This window comes from Synechococcus sp. MIT S9509 (genome assembly GCF_047303035.1).
In the GTDB taxonomy this organism is placed as follows: Bacteria; Cyanobacteriota; Cyanobacteriia; order PCC-6307; family Cyanobiaceae; genus Synechococcus_C.
On the sequence record NZ_CP138940.1, the window covers coordinates 1,983,848 to 2,004,774 of the forward strand.

Here is a 20,927-nt window from a genome sequence, read left to right on the forward strand (position 1 = left end):
ATTCGAATCTGCGCTTCAAACCCAAAACCAACAGCTGTTGCCTCGAGGAAAGTTAATTCACACAAGCCTTGATTCAACATTTTATTTCGCCTCAAACCAGCATCATGACCAAGTCATCAGCCAACTCTGCTCCCTTGGACATCGCGATTATCGGGGCAGGGCCTGGCGGACTCAGTGCTGCACACGTCTTGGCAAACCGTGGGTTTTCTGTCGGTATTTTTGACCGAGCCCAGGTTCTGCGACCGATTGGCGCGGCTCTTGGACTTGCCGAACAGGGATACGAGGCACTCAACAACATCAGTTTGAGCCTGTCCAAGCAGGTTCGTTCCAAAGCCATCAATCCCAGACAACAACTGCTCATGCGACCAAGTGGAGAAGTCTTGTTCGCAGATGAATCGCCGATGGCAGGCACGAGCTTCACCTGGCTGGGATGGTTCAACTTGCAATCCTGTCTTTACGACGCTCTTCCCAGCTCCGTTCAATGCAACCTGAACCACAGCCTCACTGCATTCATGACTGATCGGCCGGATACACCGATTTGCCTCAAGTTTCGGGATCAGGCTGACCAATGGGCTCGGATTCTGGTGGGAGCCGATGGCTATCGCTCAGTCGTCAGAGACAAAACAGTTGGAGATGGTCCACCTCTCTACACAGGCACGATGACCTGGCGAGGCATCGTGCACCGAGAACATCTAGGTCCCCTTACAGAACCTTTCACTGATGGCGCTGGTTTTCAGCTGGTTGTGGGAGACCAAAAGAATTTCTGGATGATGGATGCTGGTGCCGATCAGATCGCCTGGGGTGGCACAGCGCCACAAGCCAGCTCAGAGACAAGTGAATCTGCCTTCAAGACTGCACTCCATGTTTTCAAGGATTGGCCTTCCATTGTGCAAACGATGATTCATACGACTGACCCCTTGAGCATCATTGAGACGGGTGTCTTCGATCGGAAACCGGTGTCTCAATGGGGAGATGGTCAACGCGTCACCCTCTTGGGTGATGCCGCCCATCCGATTCGGCCATCCCTGGGGCTTGGAACCACTCTCGCTCTCCAAGATGCAGTGACGCTTGCCGAAATGCTTGACGGCGTACAACTGACAGACCTTGCATCGGTTTCAGCTGCACTCACGCGATATGAACAGAAGAGGATTGAGATCACGACACCCCTGCAACAAAAAGCCTCTGAACAGGGCTTAGCGTCCCACGCTGATGATCAAGCGGATCGACTCAAAATGGGGTTTGAGGCCGCATTAGCGAGCCGAAGAAAATAATTGTCTCCTCTTGCATTGCCATTCCAGTGATCTAGGGCTGAACCACCGATTCAACTCACATGTCATGTTCCGAGCGCAGGCCCCATCAATCATTCGGATTGAACACAACATTCTCAACCAGGATGGTGCCAAACTGCTTTGAAGGACACTCAGACCATCACAACGTCAGTCCGCCAGACTGCCCTTGACCAAGGGATCATGAGGGCGTTTCTTCGGGATCAAAGACGATTCATGCAAGCGTTCAGGATTGCGATCCAAACGTCCGCTGTCTAGCTCTCTGCTGACGAACCGAACACTTGAAAGCGCACAACAACGTGTCAGCGACGAACACATTCATGGCGCGTTCCGAATCTGAACCAACTGCCTGGGAACAGGGAGAAAAGCCATTGGATCAGTCGTCCTGGAGCGATGCCTTGATCTGGTGGGATTGCTCCTCCCATGGGACATGAACCGGGCACTGGAACTGGCCCTGCTCAAAACCTTCTGCCTGCCGTCGATCTCAGGCTTGCTACACAAGACCAGTGAGTTCGAGCAACGCCCTTGCAGTCTGTAGAAACTGATAGAGCTCAAGCAACGCGCCACTCGATGGCAAAGCATCAGCACCGAAGCGCCCCCCGCACAGGCCTCAGCTGAAGCGCATGCTCAGATCAAGCCAGGCACTGCGCGTAACAGGAGCACTGGTGGAGATCAGATCGATGCCGGTAGCCGCATAGGCCCGCAACTGTGAGGGCTGCAGGCCAGACGCTTCCAGCACCACCGATCCAGCTCCCGGTCGCGCCTGCGCCAGCTGCCGCAACCGTGGCACCAGCATGCTCAGCTGCTCGGGCGTGAACTCATCCAGGAGCACACCATCGGCTCCGGCCGTGACCGCCTCCACTGCTTCCTGATCGGTTTCGGCCTCCACGATCAGCCTGGCCGGCCATGGCGCTGAAGCCCGCACAGCAGTGATCGCCGCTTCAATGCCACCCGCCCAGGCCAGGTGGTTCTCCTTGAGCATGGCGGCGTCATCCAGGCCCAGACGGTGATTGACGCCCCCACCCATGCGCACGGCGTACTTTTCCAGTTCGCGCAGGCCCGGTGTGGTCTTGCGCGTGTCGGCCAGTCGTACACCGCTTCCCTGCAGCTCTCTCACCAGGGCCGCTGTGGCCGTCGCGATGCCGGAAAGTCGCATCGCCAGATTCAGCGCCGTCCGTTCAGCCCCCACCAGTGCAGTGGCCTGACCTTCGAGTCGGAGCAGCCTGTCGCCGGACTGCACCGCTGCACCTTCAGGCACAAGACACTCTGCCTCCAGCTCGGGATCCAGCATCCGAAATAACCGTAGAGCAAGGCTGCCACCGCAGAACACACCCTGCTGCTTGGCGATCCAGCTCGCCTGAGCCCGCCGTCCGCCAAGGGCCGGCGCGGTGAGATCGCCACGGCCAAGATCCTCTGCCAGCCAGTCCTGAAGTTGCGCCTGAAGCCTGGGGGTCAGTGGAGGCCGCTCAATATCCATCATTCCGTAACCGCCCGCTCATAGGCCTGGATCCATCATGCGGGCAAACGGATCAAACGCTGGCTTCGGTTTTCAGCTCAGAACCCTTCACTTCCCAATGCAGAACCGCGAAAAAATGCGATCCAGCACCGATTCAGTGAGCTCCTCCCCCGTGATCTCGCCAAGGCTGTGAATGGCCTCCCGCAGGTCAATCGTCCAGAAATCCCAGGGCAGCCCATCAGCAGCGACCTGCTCACTGCGATCAAGAGCCGCGGCCGCCACCCTGGCCAGGTCAGCCTGACGTCGGTTGAGCGACAGCAGCAGGGAGCCGTCTGTCACTGCACCGCATCGCTCAAGAAGAGCCTCCACCAACTGCTCTTCCCCCGCCCCTGTGACGGCAGACAGATGCACATCGGCCGGAGCCACAGCATCACTGAGATCAGCCTTGTTTCCCACCAGCAGATAGGGAACATCAGCGGGGATCCGCTCACGCAGAGCCTGATCCTCTGCGGTCCAGCCCTCTGAAAGATCAAAGAGAAGCACGACCAGATCGGCACTGGCCAGGGCGTCATGACTGCGAGCGATGCCCAGCTGTTCAACCGCATCATCGGTGCTGCGGATGCCGGCGGTGTCGAGCAGTGTGATCGGAACGCCCTCCAGCACGATCTCGCTTTCAAGCAGGTCTCTGGTTGTTCCTGGAAGATCAGTCACGATGGCCCGCTCCCTGCGACTCAGCCGATTCAGCAGTGAGCTTTTGCCGACGTTGGGCCTGCCGACGAGCGCCACTCGCAGGCCCTGACGCAGAACGGCTCCACGCTCCCCATCGGCGACCAGTTGCAGCAGCTCATCACGCACCGACTGCAGAGCTCTGAGCAGAGCCTGGCCATCAAGAGCCGGCAGGTCATCCTCGAAATCCACCCTGGCCTCAAGCTCACTGAGCTGATCCAGCAGGCATTCGCGCAATGCCTTGATCCGACGCTGGATCCCGCCATCCACCCCTGCCATCGCCAGCTGCGCAGCACGCTGACTGCGAGCGGACACCAGATCACCGATCGCCTCAGCCCGGGTGAGGTCGAGTCTCCCGTTCAGGACGGCTCTCTGACTGAATTCACCGGGAAATGCCCGGCGAATCCCTGGCTGTTCGAGCACACGCGCCATCACTCGCTGCACGGCCATCACGCCGCCATGGCAATGGATTTCCGTCACATCTTCAGCGGTATAACTGCGCGGCGCCTGCATCAACAGCACCAGCACCTCATCGAGACGCTCCAGGCCATCGGCTGCCATCACATGGCCGTAAAGCACACGATGGCTCTCCCATAACTGCTCACCCGGGAAAGAGGTGATCGCACGCACAGCTCTCTGGGAATCAGGGCCCGACAGTCGGATCACCGCAATGCCGCCCTGCCCGGGTGCCACCGCCGTGGCCACTGCCGCAATTGTTCGCCTCTCCCGGTTGATCTCCTGCATCGCAGTGCTGCAACAGTCCCGACCCCAGTCCCTACGATCACATCCTCAGAGGTTTGCAGGATCCACCGACACTCCCATGGGCCGGATGCTGAGAAAGGCAAATCGACGCCTGCAGAGAAGCCTGCAATGGATCTGGCAACAGGAAGGCACTCCACGACAGCGCGCCCGTGGGCTTGCAGCCGGCATCTTCTGCGGCTGCTTTCCAATCTTCGGTTTGCAGACACTGGTGGGGATCGCGCTGGCCAGTGTGGTTCGCGGCAACCACCTGCTGGCGGCCGCCGGCACCTGGATCAGCAATCCCTTCACCTATCTGCCGCTTTACTGGTTCAACTACCGGATCGGGGCTCTGCTGCTCGGTCCAGGCCGCGAGTGGACAGGCTTCGATGCTCTTCAGCAGGAGGGCTTCAGCCAGCTGGGCTGGAGTGTGCTGAGCCGCTTGCTGCTGGGCTCCAGCATCACTGGTGCTGTTTGCGCAGCACTTGGCTGGTGGCTGAGCCTGAACTGGCTTTTGCAGCAGGAACGCAAACGCTGAAGGCACTGGCGATCGAACTCAGGCGCCGCTGCTGCGGGCGATATCGATCACATCCGCCATGGAACGGATCTGGTGCATCGTGCGCTGCAACTGCTCGGCACTGGCCAGCTCCAGGCGCAGATCGATACGCGCAGGCTTGCCGTGGCTGGTCTTCACGCGGGCATCACTGACGTTGATTCGTCCATCAGAGAGCCGCATCAGGATGTCTTTGAGAATGCCGACGCGATCGATCACTTCGATGCGCAGCTGCGCCGGGAAGCGCTGCTCCCGAGTCGTCAGGGCTGGATTCCAGCGAACGGGCAGTCGCCGTTCACTTGGAATCGCCTCCACATTGGAGCAGTCCTGACGATGCACGGTGATGCCATGGTTGCCGAGTGCAACGGTGCCGAGAATCAGCTCACCGGGCAGGGGACTGCAACACCCACCAAGGCGGTAGTCGAGCCCCTCCACACCAAGAATTGGATCCTGCTGATCAGCACTGATGCGCGGAGTGCCTGTTTCCGCCTGCTGCACCAGCTGGCGGGCAACGTCTTCGTTGCTGAGTGGTGGCTCCTCGATGGTGGCCTGCAGACGAATCTCCTCTCTGAGGCGGTTGAGCACCTGATGGAGGGTGACGGCTCCGAAGCCGAGGGCAGCGAGCAGATCCTCAGTGCTGATCAGGTTGCAACGTTCCGCCACACGGGTCATCGCATCACTGCTCAGCAGCGCATCAAAGCCGCTGCGGCCCAGCTCACGTTCGAGCAGGTCCTTGCCGCGCTCGATCGTTTCATCCCGATGGCTGCGCTTGTACCACTGGCGGATGCGATTGCGGGCTGTTGGCGTCGCCACGAAGTTGAGCCAGTCCAGGCTGGGATGGGCCGTCTTGCTCGTGAGCACGGTCACGAAATCACCGTTCTGCAGGGGGGTCGACAGGGGCGAGAGCCGGTCGTTGATGCGCACGCCGTGGCAGTGATTGCCCACTTCCGAGTGGATGCGATAGGCAAAATCCACAGCCGTTGAACCCTTGCGCAGGCCCAGAACATCGCCTTTGGGCGTGAACACGAACACCTCTTCGTCGAAAAGGTCTTCCTTGATCGAAGCGAGGTAGTCGTTGTGGTCGTCAGCGCCTCCCTCCTGCTGGCAGTCCACAAGCTGGCGCAACCAGTTGAAACGCTCGGTGTCTCCACCGGCCGCAGGCGAACCACCCTCCTTGTATTTCCAGTGCGCGGCAATTCCGAACTCGGCTACCCGGTGCATGTCGAGGGTGCGGATCTGCACTTCAATCGGCCGATGACGCCCGATCACCGCCGTGTGCAATGACTGATAGCCATTGGGCTTGGGCAGACCGATGTAATCCTTGAAGCGGCCGGGAATGGGACGAAAGGTGTCGTGGACAACCGCAAGGGCCCGGTAACAGGCCTCAACACTGGGGGTAAGGATCCTCAGAGCCGCCACGTCATAGATCTCGTGGAAGGCTTTCTGCTGACGCTGCATCTTGGTCCAGATGCCGAAGAGATGTTTCGGCCGGCCGCTCACCTCACAGTTCTGCAGCCCGACAGCCGCAAGTCGATCACTGAGCAGCTGAACGGTGACACCCAAGCGTTCCTCACGTTCGCTGCGCTTGGTTGCCACCTCCTGCTGAATCTCTCTGAAGGCATCCGGCTCGAGCAATTTGAACGACAGATCCTCCAGCTCCCACTTGAAACGGCCGATTCCGAGCCGGTTGGCCAGAGGCGCATAAATCTCGCGCGTTTCCCGGGCGATGCGCTGACGCTTTTCCTCCCGAAGCGCTCCCAGCGTGCGCATGTTGTGCAGCCGATCCGCAAGCTTCACCAGCACGACACGAATGTCGCTGGCCATCGCCAGAAACATCTTGCGCAGGTTTTCGGCCTGGGCCTCGGTGCGATTGGTGAAGTGAAGCCCCCCGAGTTTGGTGACCCCCTCCACCAGCTCCCTGACCTCCGGTCCGAAATGACTCTCCAGCTGCTCTGGAGTGACGTCCGTGTCCTCCACGACGTCATGGAGAAAACCTGCGGCAATCACACTGGCGCTGGCACCGATGTCTCTCAGGAGATCGGCCACCGCCACCGGATGGACGATGTAGGGGTCTCCGCTGGCACGAAACTGCCCCTCGTGCAGTTGAAATGCGAAATCAAATGCCGCCGCGAGCAAAGCCTCTGAATCGGTGGGGCAGCTGTGACCAATCCCCGGAGGCACGTGATCAATGCACTCACGCAACCAGGGAGGAAGATCAATGCCGTAATCGTCGGCTGAGCGGATCGGCCGGTCTCTCAGAGCCACCAGACCGCAGGTTGGCGCAGCGGATCCGTTCCGGATCTGCACTGCAACCGTCTCGGAGGTGGCGTTGAGCATCCAACCCGGCAGGTGAGTTCATGGTATGTAGCCATGAGCACCTGCGCTCCTCTTGTCATGATAAACGCGCCGGGGACCGTCCTGAAGCTTGACCAGTTCAGGCTTCGTTACCCGGGAAGCCAGGCATGGACCCTTGATGGGCTTGACCTGCGGCTGCATCCCGGCGAACGCCTGGCCCTGGTGGGCCCCTCGGGCTGTGGGAAGAGCACGGTGGCCAGAGCCGCACTGCAACTATTGCCCCCTGGCAGCAGTTGCGAAGGAGGCCTGTCCCTGAACGGTCAGGATCCCCGCAATCTCAGCCTGCCCGATCTGAGGTCATTGCGCGGCAGGTCGGTGGGACTGGTTTTTCAGGATCCGATGACACGCCTGAACCCCCTGATGACCGTGGGTGCTCATCTGCTGGACACACTGCGCGCCCACAGGCCGGACATGGGCGACGCAGAACGCCTCAAGCGAGCCGAGGAGCTGCTGGAGCAGGTGGGCATCGGTGCCAACCGCTTCCGCGCCTATCCGCATGAGTTCAGCGGCGGCATGCGCCAGCGCCTGGCCATTGCCCTGGCCATCGCCCTGAGCCCTCCGCTGGTGATCGCGGACGAGCCAACCACCAGCCTTGATGTGGCCGTTGCTGGCCAGGTGATGGCTGCTCTGAGAGAGCTGTGCGAGCAACTTGGCAGCGCGCTGTTGCTGATCACCCACGATCTGGCCATGGCCCATCGCTGGTGCGAGCGCATGGCGGTCTTGGATGGTGGCCGCGTCGTGGAGATCAACCGCAGCGACGTGGTGTTGACCTACCCCAGCTCCAGAGTTGGACAACGACTGCTTGCGGCGGCCCGGGCAAGGGAGGGAGGCAGGACCCCTGAAGCACCAAACGGCGACACGGTGCTGGCTGTGCAGGAACTGCGCTGTTGGCACAACCTGGGTGGTCCACCCTGGAATCCCACCTGGCTGAAAGCGGTGGATGGCATCAACTTCCAGTTGAAGGCAGGCGAAACCCTTGGTGTGGTGGGAGGTTCTGGTTGTGGCAAGAGCACCCTTTGCCGTGCACTGATGGGTCTCACCCCGATTCGAGGTGGCAGTGTGCAGTTGCTCGGTGAGGATCTGCTGAAGCTGCGTGGACATGCAGCGCGTCAGGCGAGGCGAACCATCCAGATGGTGTTCCAGGACCCCCTGGCTTGCCTCAATCCAGCCATGTCAGTGGTGGACGCCATCGCGGATCCTCTGCGCATCCATGATCTGGCCTCACCAGCGGCGGCTCGTGAGCAGGGTCGTCAGCTGCTTGAACGCGTTGGTCTTGGACCTGCGGAGCGCTACCAGAATCGTCTCCCCCGCCAGCTTTCAGGGGGCCAACAACAGCGGGTCGCCATCGCCCGAGCCTTGGCGTTGAAGCCAAAAGTGCTGATCTGTGATGAAAGCGTGAGCATGCTCGATGCAGAAATCCAGGCAGAGGTGTTGACACTGCTTCGGCAGCTGCAGCATGAGCTGGGGCTGGCCATGATTTTCATCACCCATGACCTTTCAGTGGCCAGCGGCTTCTGCCATGGCTTGATCATGCTTCATCAAGGACATGTGGTGGAGGAAGGTCCGGGTGACCGTCTGCTGCGTGAACCGCATGCCGACATCACGCGAACACTCGTTGAGGCCTGCCCACGCCTGCCCGACTGAAATCACTTGAGGGAGACAGCCATGAGAGCGAGACAGCCAGGAGATGAATTGTTGATTGAAAATTTTCAGCAGACAACAAAAAACCGCATTCCCTGAAGTCAAAGAATCAATAAAAGGACAAAATCCTGATCACTATCAAGCCGCATCAGATCGGCGAAGGCTGCCTCAAGTCTGGTGAAAACAGAAAACCACTCAACAGACCGATCGTCAGACACTGAAGATCCTTCCTTTGAAGGATGGAACACATCACTTCGAGCAAGCCTGAATAGGAAAGCGACAAACAATCAAGACTCTGAAGAAAGTCAGATTCAGACACACTTCTGACCCGAACGAGTTCCATCTGAATCACATCCCGTCGCTGCACTTGGTCTGTACTTCTCATTCATGCCATGACGCCATCTGAGTCACTGCAGGTCTCAATCGGTGGGGACATCTGGTGGGGCGGCTTCACTGCCGAGCTGTCCCTCACCAATACAGGTGATCAAGCTCTGGAAGGCTGGTCACTCAGCTTCACCAGTCCCCATCAACTTGATCCCAATGCCTGGGGAGTCGCTCTCGAAAGCGAAGATTTAGGGAATGGATCGACGCTTTACACCCTCACAGGAACGGATTGGGGCAGTCGCATCGCAGCCGGCGCCACCATCAAGGTCGGCTTCAACGGGACCCAGGGCATTGAGCTTGGACGCGATGGCGCTCTGACAGAGGAGATGTTGTTCTCAGAGTCAGGCCTTGCCGTCGGCGACAACTCCAAGACTGATTCCGGCTCCACGATGAGCATGGATGAGGCATCCACTGGTGTTGTTGCCACAAGTGAGCCTTCCATGGGCATTGGGTCCATGGGCGAAACATCCATGGGCGAAACATCCATGGGCGAAACATCCATGGATGCGGCAGACATGAACGGTCATGCCGGCCATAACCACGCAACACATCAGCACACCATCGCGGCCGGGCCTTACACGGACATCAACAGCTGGGGAAGCTTCCACGGCTCCAACCACAATTCCGAGCACAACGAACTGGTCGGAGGCCGCACAGCCATCACCACTGAAGCTTTGGAGGCCTACAACGGCCTGCGAGCATTCGCCGGGCTTGAAGCTGTGGGGATTGAGACCGTCGGCGAATGGGCTTTTGCCAATGGCCTTACAAACAATGCTCAGGCCTGGGGCGATGACACCAAAGGGGTCGGCCTCTGGTATGCCATGCAGGGAGCCAAGGTGGGATGGATTGCCGATCAGACCTACAACCCGCAGATCCTTGCCGACATCCAGCGATCAGCGCGACTGGAATCCGAAGACAATGTGATGCAAATGGTCCGAGAGTTCGGCCACGAGGGGTTCGCCGACTTCCTCGAACAATCCGGACTGCAGGGAACCTTCATCAACACGTTGAAGATGGAACCTCATTACGGAGGCTGGATGCATGGCCGCACCCATGGATTTTTAGACATTGAAGGCGTTGCGATTGCCCATGACATCAATCACCTCACGGTTCTGGGGTGGGATCAGGACCAGCCCTTCATGAATGACACCTTTGACTGGCCGCAATGGCCGGCGCTGGATGTATCCGACCCGACGGTGATCAACTACTACCAGGGAATTGTGTCCCTGGGTGATCCACTGGCGAAGAATCTGGAAGCACTGCCCAGTCCTGCAGCCATCAATCCGGAACCACAACCTGTTGCTGTGCCTCAGCCGATTCCTGCTGATGCAAGACCTGAAGAAACTGACCCGGTAACAGGACAAACCTTCGATGTTGAGGTCAGTGGAGATCTTTGGTGGGGCGGATTCACAGCTTCCCTGACTCTGACGAATCAGGGCGAAGAGCAACTGGATGACTGGTCGCTGAGTTTCATCAGCAATCACAGGTTCTATGGCGAATCCTGGGGAGTCGACGTGGTCACGCAGCCGTTGGATGGGGAGCTCTATCGCTATGAACTGTCCGGCGCCGATTGGGGCTCATCGATTGGCGCTGGCCAGTCGCTGACGGTGGGATTCAATGCCCTCGCAGGAACGAACCTGGAACGAACCGGAGAGCTGAACGAAACCATGCTGGTGGCACCTGGAAGCTCAATCACTCAGATCTGAGCAGGACTGGCGACCGCATAAGGATTGAGATCTGAATCATCCTGGGCCATGCCGATGGATGATTCAGATCCCGGGTCAGCGCGTTATCGGCAGATGGCTCGTTGTCGTTTTGACTGGAAAGTCGCTGCAGGGTGACCTGTGAGAGCAAAACGGCTCGGGTTGATGCTGCTGCTGTGCATCAGCACACTCTGTGGTTGCGCTGCGGGCATCATCCTTCCTCCGCCATATGCCAATGCCGAGATCACGGATGAGCAGGACCCTGTCGACGTGATCTGGTTTCCCAATCCTCCCTACGCCGTGAACCGCAAAGGAGTACCAGCAGGGTTTGAAATCGACCTGTGGCGCATGATCGCCGAAACACGCCAGATTCCCTATCGCATCCGCAAGGCGGAAAGCTTCGAAGCACTCTTGCAAGCCATCCGGAACAATCAGGCTGACCTGGCCATTTCCGGTGTGCTGATCAATGAAAACCGCAGCAAACAATTCCATTTCACTTTTCCAACAGCCAGCAGCGACCTGAAGATCTACAAACTGGACAGCCAGGAGCCGACGGCCATAAAAATGCTGCGCATTCTGTTGTCAAGACAGGTGCTGCTGATCTTCCTGGGACTAGGCCTGATCGCCTGCATCTTTGCACTGGCGGTGTGGTTTGTGGAACGGAAAAGACCTGATCTTGCCGACAAGCGAAAACGACACCAACTGGTCTTCATCCTTCAGAAAACTCTGCTGCTGTCCACCGACCACACGCGACAATCACGAACCCGGCTGATCTCCATCGGCTCACTGTTCGCGAGAGTATTGCTCACAGACTATTTCACGTCCTTCATTCTGAAAGTCGCCACCAGCCAGACGAACTTGAGCACCGATTACCAGATGGCGGATCTGAACTTCGAGCTCCTGAAGAACAACACCTTCGCGGCCACCCCGGGCTAAATCCAGACGTCGATCCTGAAAAGCAACGGCGCAATCAATGACGGCATCGCACGAAGCTATTACGACGGCAACCATGCAAATTGAGTCGTATTTGGATGAATCCTTGAACCTATTTTCGGATCAACAAGAAAGTGTCAAGACCAGCAACGCATCCAGCGAGACCAGACAGAAAACAACCTGAAAATTTAATTTCAAGCATAAATAATCCACGAGCCGAATCAATCATTGTCATTATTTGAGTGGCATAGCTGTTGATCAACAAATGCAATTTCGACGTCAGGAACGGCGCCGAAGAACCGTCAGCAATTTCTCCAAGACGGCCGGAATCGGAGCTTCAAACAGCATCCGTTCCCGTGTAATGGGATGGTCCAATCCCAGTTGGAAGGCATGAAGAGCCTGACCGGGAAGTTCAATCGGCAATTTGCGGCAGCGGCTGTACGTGGGATCACCCAACACCGGATGATTCATGTGCGCGCAATGCACCCGGATCTGATGGGTGCGGCCGGTATCAAGCTTGAAGCGCAGCAGCGAGTAATCACCAAGGCGCTCCTCCAGGCTCCAGTGCGTGCAGGCATGGCGTCCGTTATCTCCGCTCACGACCGCATATCTCTTGCGATCGACCGGATGACGGCCGATCGCCCCCACAATCGTGCCGCTGTCTCCTGAAGGCACCCCATGCACCACCGCCAGATACTCGCGTGAAGCGATACGTTTCTGGATCTGAAGCTGCAGTCGCACCAGGGCCTCCTGACTCTTGGCGACCACAATGCAGCCGGTGGTGTCCTTGTCCAGTCGGTGCACAATTCCAGGCCGCAGCTTGCCGCTGATACCTGGCAGATCAGGACAGTGATGCAGCAATCCGTTCACCAGCGTGCCGTCTTTGTTGCCTGGCGCGGGATGCACCGTGAGACCGGCCGGTTTGTTGATCACGATCAGATGCTCATCCTCAAAGAGAACATCCAGATCCATCGGCTCGGGCTTCAGGTACGGCAGCGGCTCCGGCGGTGGCATCCACAGCTGCACTTCATCGCCCTGCCGCAGCGGCGTCTTGGCCTTGCCGGTCTTGCCGTTCACCCGCACGTAGCCGGCATCGATGAACTTCTGAATCCGGGCGCGGCTCTGCTCGGTGCGCTGACTGACCAGCCAGCGGTCCAACCGCATCGGCAGCGGCTTGGGGTAGCTGAGCGAGAGCAACTCCCCCTCTCCCTCGCCGAACCCATCGGTGAAGGTCTCCTCCGGCAGCGGTGGGCGGCTCCAGGCAGGGCTCATCCCGGCAGCTCCAGGGCGATGCTTCCCAGCGCCGACTTGCGGAAATCGTCGAGCAGGCGCTGAGCCATGCGCGCCGTGTCTGAAGAAGTATGGCGCTGGGCCACCGCCTGCAGCCAGAGGGCCGGGTCTTCGGTCTCACCCGAGAGGGCAGTGCCGTAGCGCCCTTCCAACACAGCCAGCGCCACGCCGGAAGCCTGCTGCTGATGCAGACCCATCAGCAAGCGCAGGAACGCCTGGGCGACCAGTTCACCGTCGTAGGCGGCCTGACCGATGTCGTCACAGAGAGCCAGGTGCAACGCCGCCTGCTGGTCATCAAGCCTGGGAGGCAACACCCCAGGCGCATCCAAAAGGTCGATGTCCTGACCAAGGCGCACCCAGCGCAGGGTGCGGGTGACACCGGCCCGGCGGGCACTGGCGACCACCTTCTGCCTCACCAGCCGGTTGATCAGCGCCGATTTCCCCACATTGGGAAAGCCCAGGGTGAGCGCCCGCACAGGCCTGGGTCGCATGCCCCTGTTGCGCCGCCGCTCGTTGAGCTGATCGCCGGCACGAATTGCCGCCTGCTGCACCTGCTTCACACCTGTGCCGGCCTTGGCATCACACCAGACCGTGCGCTGGCCCTGGGCCTTGAACCACGCTTCCCAGGCGGATCGCGCTTCTGCTGTGATCATGTCGCGTCGATTGATCACCAGCAGGTGCTGCTTGCCTTTGATCCAGCGGCTGAGGTGGGGATGGCCGGTGGCAAGGGGGATGCGTGCATCACGCACCTCGATCACCAGATCCACCTTGTCGAGATTGCGACGGAGTTGCTGTTCCGCCTTGGCGATGTGGCCTGGATACCACTGAATCGGCGGGGAACTCACGGCACCACCAACACAGGGCAGGGAGCCAGCTGGATCACCCGTGCAGCTGTGCTGCCGCTTTCGGCCTCCAAATTCACACCCCTGGTTCCCATCACGATCACATCCACATTCAACTCATCCGCCACATCACAGATCACAAACGCAGGTTTGCCCTCGCGCTCGATCAGCTCGCAGGCCACACCCGACTGTTCAAAACGATCACGGGTCCGGCTCAGCAAGGTGGCAACCGCGTCATGGTCATGCATCTCCGGCCGCTCAGGCTGCACCACCGACAGCAGCAGCACACGGCTGCCGTGAGTGCGGGCGAGCTCCAGGGCCTTGCCAGCGGTCTCAAGAGCCTCACGGCTCTGATCGATCGGAAAGAGCACGGTCTCGAACATGCTCACGCCCTCCCATCTCTGCCCTTAAGCCAGTCCTAGCGCCGGGCCTGCAGAACTCGGGTTAATCTCTCACCGTCTTATTACCGCACCACACAACCCCCATGGCGAAGCGTTCCCTGGCCAGCCTCTCCGGCGCCGACCTCAGCGGAAAACGTGTTCTCGTGCGGGTCGATTTCAACGTCCCCCTGAACGATGCCGGTGCGATCACCGACGACACCCGCATCCGTGCGGCGCTGCCCACGGTCAAGGATCTGATCGATAAAGGCGCCAAGGTGATCCTGTCCGCCCACTTCGGACGGCCCAAGGGTCAGGTGAATGAAGCCATGCGTCTCACCCCCGTTGCCGCCCGTCTGAGCGAACTGCTCGGCAAGCCTGTCTCCAAGACCGACAGCTGCATCGGACCTGACGCTGAAACCAAGGTCAACGCGATGGCGGATGGTGACGTGGTGCTGCTGGAGAACGTGCGCTTCTTTGCGGAAGAGGAGAAGAACGAAGCAGATTTCGCCGAAAAGCTGGCCGGGCTGGCTGAGGTGTACGTGAACGATGCCTTCGGTGCTGCCCACCGCGCTCACGCTTCCACCGAAGGCGTGACCAAGTTCCTGAAACCCTCCGTGGCCGGCTTCCTGATGGAGAAGGAGCTGCAGTATCTGCAGGGTGCCGTTGACGATCCCAAGCGCCCTCTGGCTGCAATTGTGGGAGGCTCGAAGGTGAGCTCCAAGATCGGCGTGCTGGAAGCCCTGATCGACAAGTGCGACAAGGTGCTGATCGGAGGCGGCATGATCTTCACCTTCTACAAGGCACGCGGGTTGTCAGTGGGCAAGAGCCTGGTGGAAGAAGACAAGCTGGAGCTGGCCAAGGAGCTGGAGGCCAAGGCCAAGGCCAAGGGTGTGCAGCTGCTGCTGCCCACCGACGTGGTGCTGGCCGACAACTTCGCTCCCGACGCCAACAGCCAGATCGCTGACATCAATGCAATTCCCGATGGCTGGATGGGTCTGGACATCGGTCCTGACTCCATCAAGGTTTTCCAGGACGCACTGGCGGACTGCAAGACCGTGATCTGGAATGGCCCCATGGGCGTGTTCGAATTCGACAAATTCGCCGCCGGCACCAACGCCATCGCCACCACCCTGGCCGAACTGAGCGGCAAGGGCTGCTGCACGATCATCGGCGGCGGCGACTCGGTTGCGGCCGTGGAGAAGGCTGGTCTGGCCGAAAAGATGTCGCACATCTCCACAGGCGGTGGCGCCAGCCTGGAGCTGCTGGAAGGCAAGGTGCTACCTGGCGTTTCCGCCCTCGACGCCGCCTGAAGTCAACAAGACCCAATCCAAGGGAGGAGCTTCAACTCCTCCCTTGGCCTTGCCACCGAAAATCGCGTCGAGGCGTGAGTCCTAACCGGCGGCGTTCGGCATTCATGACCTCTCGCCCCTGCTTCATCAAGAGCCGGCGAGCCTGCCGCTGTTGCTTCATGCAGGCCTTACCGTCTTCAGGGGTCTGAGCACGCTCAAGACAGCTCCTGCCGGACTTGAGCAACGCAAAACGCTTGTCATAGCTGCGTAGTGCATAGGAACGGCGAGCCTCGAACAAGCGCTGCTTCTGGCTGTCGGTGAGATTCGACTCAGGCATCCTTCGGCCCGGAGCCGCTTCAGCGAATCCGCCGCTTTGCTGCAAGGCAGCAGCTGTGAAGGCGACGCAGGGAATCAGCAGTACCCGTCGCCAGCGGTTGGTGAGCGCCATGAAGACCGTCAACAGTGAACGCACTCAGAGTGCTGCCATTGCCGGGCCAGGATCTGACTCAGATGGCCTCAAACCATGACCAGATGTGAGCTCACGCCAGAGAGCCAACTGGCTTTCATCGGCCTCGGAGCCCTGGGGTTACCGATGGCGGTGAACCTGCGGGCAGCGGGCTACCGACTTCGGGTTCACACCCGCAGCCGATCAGCGGAATCCGATCCCGGCCTGGAAGGCAGCTCAGCCGCAGACAGTCCTTCGGCAACGGTGCGTGGCTGCGCTGCACTGCTGCTCTGCGTCAGCGACGATGCCGCCGTGGAAGCTGTTCTCTGGGGTGAGCAGGGCGCTGGACCCGCTCTGCAGCAGGGCAGCCTGGTGATCGACTGCTCCACCATCAGCCCCTCCACTGCAAGAGCGATGGCTGAACGTCTCTCTGAACGAGACATCTCCTACATCGATGCTCCCGTGACCGGTGGCACGGAAGGAGCCAAGGCCGGCACTCTCACCGTGCTCTGCGGTGGAGAACCCACTGCAGTGGACCAGGCGCGGCCCGTGCTGGAGGTGATTGGCGGCTCGATCCACCATTTCGGCGACGTGGGAACAGGGCAGCAGGTCAAAGCGATCAATCAGGTGCTGGTGGCCGGCAGCTACGCCGCAGTGGCAGAAGCCGTTGCCCTCGGACAGCACCTGCAACTGCCGATGGAGCAGGTTGTGGATGCACTGCGTCAGGGGGCTGCCGGTTCCTGGGCACTGGAGCACCGCTCAGAGGCCATGCTCAACGACGCCTATCCGCTTGGCTTCAAGCTGGCTCTGCATCACAAGGATCTGGGCATTGCACTCAACGCCGCTTCACGGACAGGCCTGAAGCTGCCGATCACTGAAGCCGTGTACGCCCAGGAGCAGTCATTGATGGAGGCCGGACTGGGGGATGCGGATGTCTCCGCTCTGCGGCGCAGTCTTCCTGCGAACCCCAACCCTGTTCAGCAGTTCAAGGATTGAGCTTGCTCTTGTCGTCGACCACCTGCACCCGCTTGCTGACCGTGATCACTCCATCGGGATGCACCAGCAGGGCCGCCCAGGTCTGAACACCGGGCTGAAAGGGAGCCTGCACCGACTTGAACAACCCGCCACCACCAAGCGGTTCCAGCGGGACATCCGGGCTCTCCTGAACCAGCACCTGCTGGGCCGTCACAGGGGTGAGGCCTCCAGCCAGCAAGGCTTTACCAAGGGGCTGATCCAACACCACATCCACGTCGTAACGGCTGCCGGTGAGCACCCTGTCGGGGATCATCAGCGAGATCGGCAAAGGCTTTCGAGCACTGGTGAGCACCGACTGATCACTGAGCACCTCCTGATCCGTGATCAACCCTCCTTCAACGGACAAGGCCACACGCTGCCTGGCTTTGAAGGAATAACTGAGACCATCCTGCTGACGGGTTCCGCTGACGGCCAGATTCACTGTGGAACGCCCATCAGCCAGGGGTTGTCCTGTCCTGACAGCCCAGCGGGTCTCGGGAAAACGCTTGCCGAAACGACGAAAGCGATCGATCAGGGTCGTGGCCTGATCCGGTGCCATCAAGGCCGACAGAGCCTGAACACGATCGTCTGCATTGAGAGCCTGTTGCAGCCTGGTGCTGAGAGCTGAGTCATCACCTCTGGCCGCCGGTACCGGCAGGGTGCTGATCACCGCCGCGCCCGAGAGCAAAGAGATCAAAGAGGCTCGCAGGAGCGGAACCATGAATCAGCCTCAACAGTCGAACTAAGTTAGGCCGCGCTTTCGTGGTCTGCTCCCATGCCCCGGCTTCTCATCGCCGCCAGCGGCACCGGCGGCCATCTGTTTCCAGCGCTGTCGGTGGCGGAAGCGCTTCCAACCGACTGGAGCGTGCGCTGGCTGGGTGTTCCAGATCGTCTGGAAACGACTTTGGTGCCTGAAAAGTACGGCCTGGTGACCGTTAAAGCAGGAGGTCTGCAGGGCCGAGGCCTGCGCAAGCTCATTCAGTTGATGCGGCTTCTGGGTGCCAGTCGCGACGTGCGCAGGCTGATCAGGAGAGAAAAGATCGATGCGGTGTTCACCACGGGGGGTTACATCGCCGCGCCGGCCATTCTTGGAGCCCGGTGGTGCGGTGTTCCAGTTGTGCTCCACGAATCCAACGCCATTCCCGGTCGGGTCACCAGGCTGCTGGGCCGCTTCTGCACTCGCGTGGCCGTGGGCCTGGATGCGGCTGCAGGTCGCATACCCGGCTGCACGGCGGTGGTCACCGGCACTCCTGTACGAGAAGCCTTTCTTCAGCCCCAGCCTCTGCCGCACTGGGCACCGAAGGGCGAAGGACCGCTGCTGCTGGTGATGGGCGGCAGCCAGGGAGCTCTCGGTCTCAACCGCATGGTGCGCGTTCTGCTGCCGGAACTGCTGAGCAAGGGCTGCAGGGTGGTGCATCTGACCGGCAACAACGACCCGGATGTGAACAGCATCGAGCACACCGCCCTTGTGGAACGGCCCTTCAGCGACGACATCCCAGGCTTGCTGCAACACGCCGATCTGGCGGTCAGCAGGGCAGGAGCCGGAAGCCTGAGCGAACTCGCCGTAAGCGGAACTCCTTCAGTGCTGGTGCCTTTTCCGCAGGCCGCAGACCGTCACCAGGATGCCAATGCCGCCTGTGCCGCAGCTCTGGGTGCTGCTGTGATCGTGCACCAGCATGACCCTAACCATCCCACTCTCCGCGACACGCTCTGGCGACTGCTTGGTCCCAGGCTTGGCGGCAATGCCTCTGCAGACAATCCACTGCCGGCGATGAAGCAGGCCATGCACCAGCTGGCAGTTCGCGACGCTGACCAGCTGCTGGCCTCACTGCTGCAATCACTGGTGCGCTGATTCGAAGCATCAGCGCACCTCCTGCTCCAGGGCTCTGAGGATGCGTCGATTGCCGCGGCGATCCTGCAGACCGATGCGCAGCCAGGTCTCCCCCAGCCCTTTAAATGAGCGACAGTCGCGCAGAAGCACCCGACGGCGGGCCACACGCTCACGCAGATCCAGCAGTGAGCCATGACCCCGTAACAGCAGATAGTTGGCGCTTGACGGCATGGGAGTCAGTTCAGGCAATGAGAGCAGCTGCTGATGCAACCAGGTCCCCTCCTGATCGACCCATGCCTGCACCCGCTGCAACCAACGGTTCATTGCGGTCTGATCACCGAACACCGATCGACCGGCAGCCAGCGCCAGGCCATTCACAGGCCAGGGATCACGCCATCGCTGCCAGCGCTTCAGACGCTCCGGTGAGGCCACGGCATAGCCCAGACGCAGTCCTGCGATCGCCAGCAGCTTGGTGAGACTGCGGATCACCACAAGATTGGGGCAGGTCGTCACCAGCGGCAGCAGCGACTGCGCTTCTCCACCCGGTACGAGTGGCAGGAAGGCTTCATCGCAGATCACCAGTGAGTAGTGATCCAGCAACGGCGCAAGGGAGGAGCGGCTCCAGAGCTGTCCGGTGGGATTGTGGGGATTGGTGATCCAGAGCACCTGAAAACATGGATCCAGCTCTCGCTGAAAGGGCCAGGGCTGCGGCCAGGTTGCGCTCCAGCTCAGGTTGAGAGGCAGGCTGCAGAAAGCACCATCCCAACAACCGAGCGCACGGCGATAGTCCGCAAAGCCCGGATCAGGCAGGCCACTGACACCACATACAGACGCATCCCGTGCCGCCCAGGTGAACAGTTCCGCCGCACCGTTGCCAGGCAGCACCGCCTCCGGCTGGAGACCATGCCAACGCGCAATCACCTGGCGCAGTTCTCGCTGGTCACGGTCGGGGTAGTCGCGCAAAGCACTCCCCGCGATCGCCTGCTTCAACGCACGCCGGAGCACCCGTGGGGGTCGAAAAGGCACCAGCGAAGCGCTGGCATCCAGGAGCTGCGACGGGCTGAGGCCTAGGCGTGAGGCCTCCTGGATGAGATTGCCTCCATGCGGTGGAAGGCCGCTGCTCAAGATCAACGCAGGCGACACACAACACCATCCTGCCCAGTCGCTCTCGACGACGGCAGCGGAGACCGATACAACCAGGCAGCGCAGAGCTGCGGCCCATGAACAACACCCAATGCGCCCTGGCCAGCATCGGCAAGCTCTCTCAGGTTGTGATGCTGAGCGCTGTGCTGGGTATGGCCAGCAGCCAAGCCAGGGCCAGTGATGCGCTGATTCAGGTGCTGCAGGAGCGAAGCTGCAGCGGCTGCCGACTGGCGGATGCCGATTTAGTTCACGCTGACCTGCGTGATGCTGACCTCAGCGACGCGAAGCTGATGCGGGCCAATCTGGGACAGGCTCAGCTGGATGGCGCTGACCTCAGCGGTGCCGATCTCAGCTTCACCAGCCTGCGCGGCGCCTCGCTGCGAGGGGCCAACCTCACGGGGACTCGGCTGTACGGAACAGATCTGCGCGATGCTGATCTGACCGGTGCCCAGCTAACTCCCAACGCTCTGGATGAAGCCCACTGGCAGGGCGCAAGTGGCATCAGTGTTGGAATTCGTAGTCATGCAGCTCTGCACAACGCAGGAGTGGAGGCTTTCCAAAAGGGCCTGTGGTCAGCAGCCGAGCAGCTGTTCAGTGAAGCAATCCGCAGCCAACCTGAAGAACCCTTGAGCTGGGTGGCTCGAGGGATCAGCCGTAGCGAACAGGCAAAAGACGGTATCGCAGCTGCCGATTTCCGCTACGCAGCTTCACTTTATAAACAGGATGGCCAAATCACTTACGTGAAAAAGCTTCTTGATGCAGCTTCAGCCATACAGGACAGACGATCCCGCATCTCAAAAACAACAGGAAATGGGCTTGGGAATCAGATCCTTGGCGGCATGGCCTCGGCGGTGCAGGCTCTCGCACCTCTTGCAATGAAGACTCTGATTCCCCTAGGTATTGGCTTTTAAACCGCTT

The 20,927-nt window shown here is 60.2% G+C and carries 19 protein-coding genes; 10 read left to right on the plus strand and 9 right to left on the minus strand.

Annotated features, from left to right (window positions below):
- Positions 1–104: 104 nt before the first annotated feature.
- Both SIB73_RS11430 and SIB73_RS11435 read left to right on the plus strand, forming a co-directional pair.
- Entirely contained in the window at positions 105–1,271 is a 1,167-nt protein-coding gene (locus SIB73_RS11430) for an FAD-dependent oxidoreductase (protein WP_413439609.1), read from the plus strand.
- A 421-nt stretch (positions 1,272–1,692) separates the two neighbouring features.
- Positions 1,693–1,824, plus strand: coding sequence for a hypothetical protein (locus SIB73_RS11435; protein ID WP_413405000.1), 132 nt, complete (start codon positions 1,693–1,695; stop codon positions 1,822–1,824).
- Positions 1,825–1,896: 72 nt separating this feature from the next.
- On the opposite strand, the gene nadC is transcribed toward SIB73_RS11435, so the two are convergent.
- Together nadC and mnmE are read right to left on the minus strand one after the other, a co-directional pair.
- Entirely contained in the window at positions 1,897–2,763 is an 867-nt protein-coding gene (gene nadC, locus SIB73_RS11440) for a carboxylating nicotinate-nucleotide diphosphorylase (RefSeq protein WP_413406243.1), read from the minus strand.
- 87 nt (positions 2,764–2,850) lie between these two features.
- Entirely contained in the window at positions 2,851–4,212 is a 1,362-nt protein-coding gene (gene mnmE, locus SIB73_RS11445) for a tRNA uridine-5-carboxymethylaminomethyl(34) synthesis GTPase MnmE (protein WP_413404998.1), read from the minus strand.
- A gap of 76 nt (positions 4,213–4,288) precedes the next feature.
- Here mnmE and SIB73_RS11450 point away from each other — a divergent pair, with 76 nt between their 5' ends.
- A complete protein-coding gene (locus SIB73_RS11450) occupies positions 4,289–4,744 on the plus strand; it encodes a DUF2062 domain-containing protein (protein ID WP_413404996.1) in 456 nt (151 codons plus the stop codon).
- 18 nt (positions 4,745–4,762) lie between these two features.
- Here the strand turns inward: SIB73_RS11450 and SIB73_RS11455 are convergent, their stop codons facing one another.
- Positions 4,763–7,096: a RelA/SpoT family protein gene (locus SIB73_RS11455; RefSeq protein ID WP_413404995.1), complete on the minus strand. Its 2,334-nt coding sequence runs from the start codon at positions 7,094–7,096 to the stop codon at positions 4,763–4,765.
- A 57-nt stretch (positions 7,097–7,153) separates the two neighbouring features.
- Here SIB73_RS11455 and SIB73_RS11460 point away from each other — a divergent pair, with 57 nt between their 5' ends.
- The 3 genes from SIB73_RS11460 to SIB73_RS11470 all read left to right on the plus strand — a co-directional run bounded on the left by SIB73_RS11460 (position 7,154) and on the right by SIB73_RS11470 (position 11,778).
- Positions 7,154–8,758: an ABC transporter ATP-binding protein gene (locus SIB73_RS11460; RefSeq protein ID WP_413404993.1), complete on the plus strand. Its 1,605-nt coding sequence runs from the start codon at positions 7,154–7,156 to the stop codon at positions 8,756–8,758.
- A gap of 389 nt (positions 8,759–9,147) precedes the next feature.
- A complete protein-coding gene (locus SIB73_RS11465) occupies positions 9,148–10,845 on the plus strand; it encodes a cellulose binding domain-containing protein (protein ID WP_413404992.1) in 1,698 nt (565 codons plus the stop codon).
- Between the two features lie 138 nt (positions 10,846–10,983).
- Positions 10,984–11,778 carry a transporter substrate-binding domain-containing protein gene (locus tag SIB73_RS11470; protein WP_413404990.1) on the plus strand — a complete coding sequence of 265 codons (795 nt, stop codon included), beginning with the start codon at positions 10,984–10,986 and terminating at the stop codon, positions 11,776–11,778.
- A 276-nt stretch (positions 11,779–12,054) separates the two neighbouring features.
- On the opposite strand, the gene SIB73_RS11475 is transcribed toward SIB73_RS11470, so the two are convergent.
- Genes SIB73_RS11475 through SIB73_RS11485 form a run of 3 tightly spaced genes read right to left on the minus strand, consistent with a single transcriptional unit; the run spans position 12,055 to position 14,290 of the window.
- Positions 12,055–13,047 (minus strand): RluA family pseudouridine synthase, encoded by a 993-nt coding sequence (locus SIB73_RS11475; protein ID WP_413404987.1) that lies wholly within the window; start codon positions 13,045–13,047, stop codon positions 12,055–12,057.
- Positions 13,044–13,910 carry a ribosome biogenesis GTPase YlqF gene (gene ylqF / locus SIB73_RS11480; protein ID WP_413404985.1) on the minus strand — a complete coding sequence of 289 codons (867 nt, stop codon included), beginning with the start codon at positions 13,908–13,910 and terminating at the stop codon, positions 13,044–13,046. Before ylqF ends, SIB73_RS11475 begins: the two co-directional genes overlap by 4 nt.
- On the minus strand, positions 13,907–14,290 hold the full coding sequence (locus SIB73_RS11485) for a universal stress protein (RefSeq protein WP_413406241.1): 384 nt from the start codon (positions 14,288–14,290) through the stop codon (positions 13,907–13,909). Before SIB73_RS11485 ends, ylqF begins: the two co-directional genes overlap by 4 nt.
- 101 nt (positions 14,291–14,391) lie before the next feature.
- Between SIB73_RS11485 and SIB73_RS11490 the strand changes: the two genes are divergently transcribed.
- Complete coding sequence (locus tag SIB73_RS11490; RefSeq protein WP_413404982.1) at positions 14,392–15,597, plus strand: phosphoglycerate kinase; 1,206 nt, start codon at positions 14,392–14,394, stop codon at positions 15,595–15,597.
- A gap of 31 nt (positions 15,598–15,628) precedes the next feature.
- On the opposite strand, the gene SIB73_RS11495 is transcribed toward SIB73_RS11490, so the two are convergent.
- Positions 15,629–16,036: a hypothetical protein gene (locus SIB73_RS11495; protein WP_413404980.1), complete on the minus strand. Its 408-nt coding sequence runs from the start codon at positions 16,034–16,036 to the stop codon at positions 15,629–15,631.
- A 63-nt stretch (positions 16,037–16,099) separates the two neighbouring features.
- Between SIB73_RS11495 and SIB73_RS11500 the strand changes: the two genes are divergently transcribed.
- Positions 16,100–17,017 carry an NAD(P)-dependent oxidoreductase gene (locus SIB73_RS11500; RefSeq protein WP_413404978.1) on the plus strand — a complete coding sequence of 306 codons (918 nt, stop codon included), beginning with the start codon at positions 16,100–16,102 and terminating at the stop codon, positions 17,015–17,017.
- On the opposite strand, the gene SIB73_RS11505 is transcribed toward SIB73_RS11500, so the two are convergent.
- Positions 17,007–17,756: a hypothetical protein gene (locus SIB73_RS11505; RefSeq protein ID WP_413404976.1), complete on the minus strand. Its 750-nt coding sequence runs from the start codon at positions 17,754–17,756 to the stop codon at positions 17,007–17,009. The two genes, SIB73_RS11500 and SIB73_RS11505, sit on opposite strands and share 11 nt — an antisense overlap.
- Positions 17,757–17,810: 54 nt before the next feature.
- Between SIB73_RS11505 and SIB73_RS11510 the strand changes: the two genes are divergently transcribed.
- Positions 17,811–18,887, plus strand: coding sequence for a UDP-N-acetylglucosamine--N-acetylmuramyl-(pentapeptide) pyrophosphoryl-undecaprenol N-acetylglucosamine transferase (locus SIB73_RS11510; protein WP_413404974.1), 1,077 nt, complete (start codon positions 17,811–17,813; stop codon positions 18,885–18,887).
- 9 nt (positions 18,888–18,896) lie between these two features.
- Here SIB73_RS11510 and SIB73_RS11515 read toward each other — a convergent pair whose 3' ends face one another.
- Complete coding sequence (locus SIB73_RS11515) at positions 18,897–19,991, minus strand: pyridoxal phosphate-dependent aminotransferase (protein ID WP_413404972.1); 1,095 nt, start codon at positions 19,989–19,991, stop codon at positions 18,897–18,899.
- 95 nt (positions 19,992–20,086) lie between these two features.
- Here SIB73_RS11515 and SIB73_RS11520 point away from each other — a divergent pair, with 95 nt between their 5' ends.
- Positions 20,087–20,920 (plus strand): pentapeptide repeat-containing protein, encoded by an 834-nt coding sequence (locus tag SIB73_RS11520; protein ID WP_413439610.1) that lies wholly within the window; start codon positions 20,087–20,089, stop codon positions 20,918–20,920.
- Positions 20,921–20,927: the final 7 nt, after the last annotated feature.

What these genes read in the sequence shown, in the direction of transcription:
- SIB73_RS11505 (WP_413404976.1), bottom strand. Translation starts at nt 17,756, where the DNA reads ATGGTTCCGCTCCTGCGAGCCTCTTTGATCTCTTTGCTCTCGGGCGCG.
- SIB73_RS11485 (WP_413406241.1), bottom strand. Translation starts at nt 14,290, where the DNA reads ATGTTCGAGACCGTGCTCTTTCCGATCGATCAGAGCCGTGAGGCTCTT.
- nadC (WP_413406243.1), bottom strand. Translation starts at nt 2,763, where the DNA reads ATGGATATTGAGCGGCCTCCACTGACCCCCAGGCTTCAGGCGCAACTT.
- SIB73_RS11510 (WP_413404974.1), top strand. Translation starts at nt 17,811, where the DNA reads ATGCCCCGGCTTCTCATCGCCGCCAGCGGCACCGGCGGCCATCTGTTT.
- SIB73_RS11500 (WP_413404978.1), top strand. Translation starts at nt 16,100, where the DNA reads ATGACCAGATGTGAGCTCACGCCAGAGAGCCAACTGGCTTTCATCGGC.
- SIB73_RS11475 (WP_413404987.1), bottom strand. Translation starts at nt 13,047, where the DNA reads ATGAGCCCTGCCTGGAGCCGCCCACCGCTGCCGGAGGAGACCTTCACC.
- SIB73_RS11450 (WP_413404996.1), top strand. Translation starts at nt 4,289, where the DNA reads ATGGGCCGGATGCTGAGAAAGGCAAATCGACGCCTGCAGAGAAGCCTG.
- SIB73_RS11520 (WP_413439610.1), top strand. Translation starts at nt 20,087, where the DNA reads ATGAACAACACCCAATGCGCCCTGGCCAGCATCGGCAAGCTCTCTCAG.
- SIB73_RS11430 (WP_413439609.1), top strand. Translation starts at nt 105, where the DNA reads ATGACCAAGTCATCAGCCAACTCTGCTCCCTTGGACATCGCGATTATC.
- mnmE (WP_413404998.1), bottom strand. Translation starts at nt 4,212, where the DNA reads ATGCAGGAGATCAACCGGGAGAGGCGAACAATTGCGGCAGTGGCCACG.
- SIB73_RS11490 (WP_413404982.1), top strand. Translation starts at nt 14,392, where the DNA reads ATGGCGAAGCGTTCCCTGGCCAGCCTCTCCGGCGCCGACCTCAGCGGA.
- SIB73_RS11465 (WP_413404992.1), top strand. Translation starts at nt 9,148, where the DNA reads ATGACGCCATCTGAGTCACTGCAGGTCTCAATCGGTGGGGACATCTGG.
- SIB73_RS11460 (WP_413404993.1), top strand. Translation starts at nt 7,154, where the DNA reads ATGATAAACGCGCCGGGGACCGTCCTGAAGCTTGACCAGTTCAGGCTT.
- SIB73_RS11455 (WP_413404995.1), bottom strand. Translation starts at nt 7,096, where the DNA reads ATGCTCAACGCCACCTCCGAGACGGTTGCAGTGCAGATCCGGAACGGA.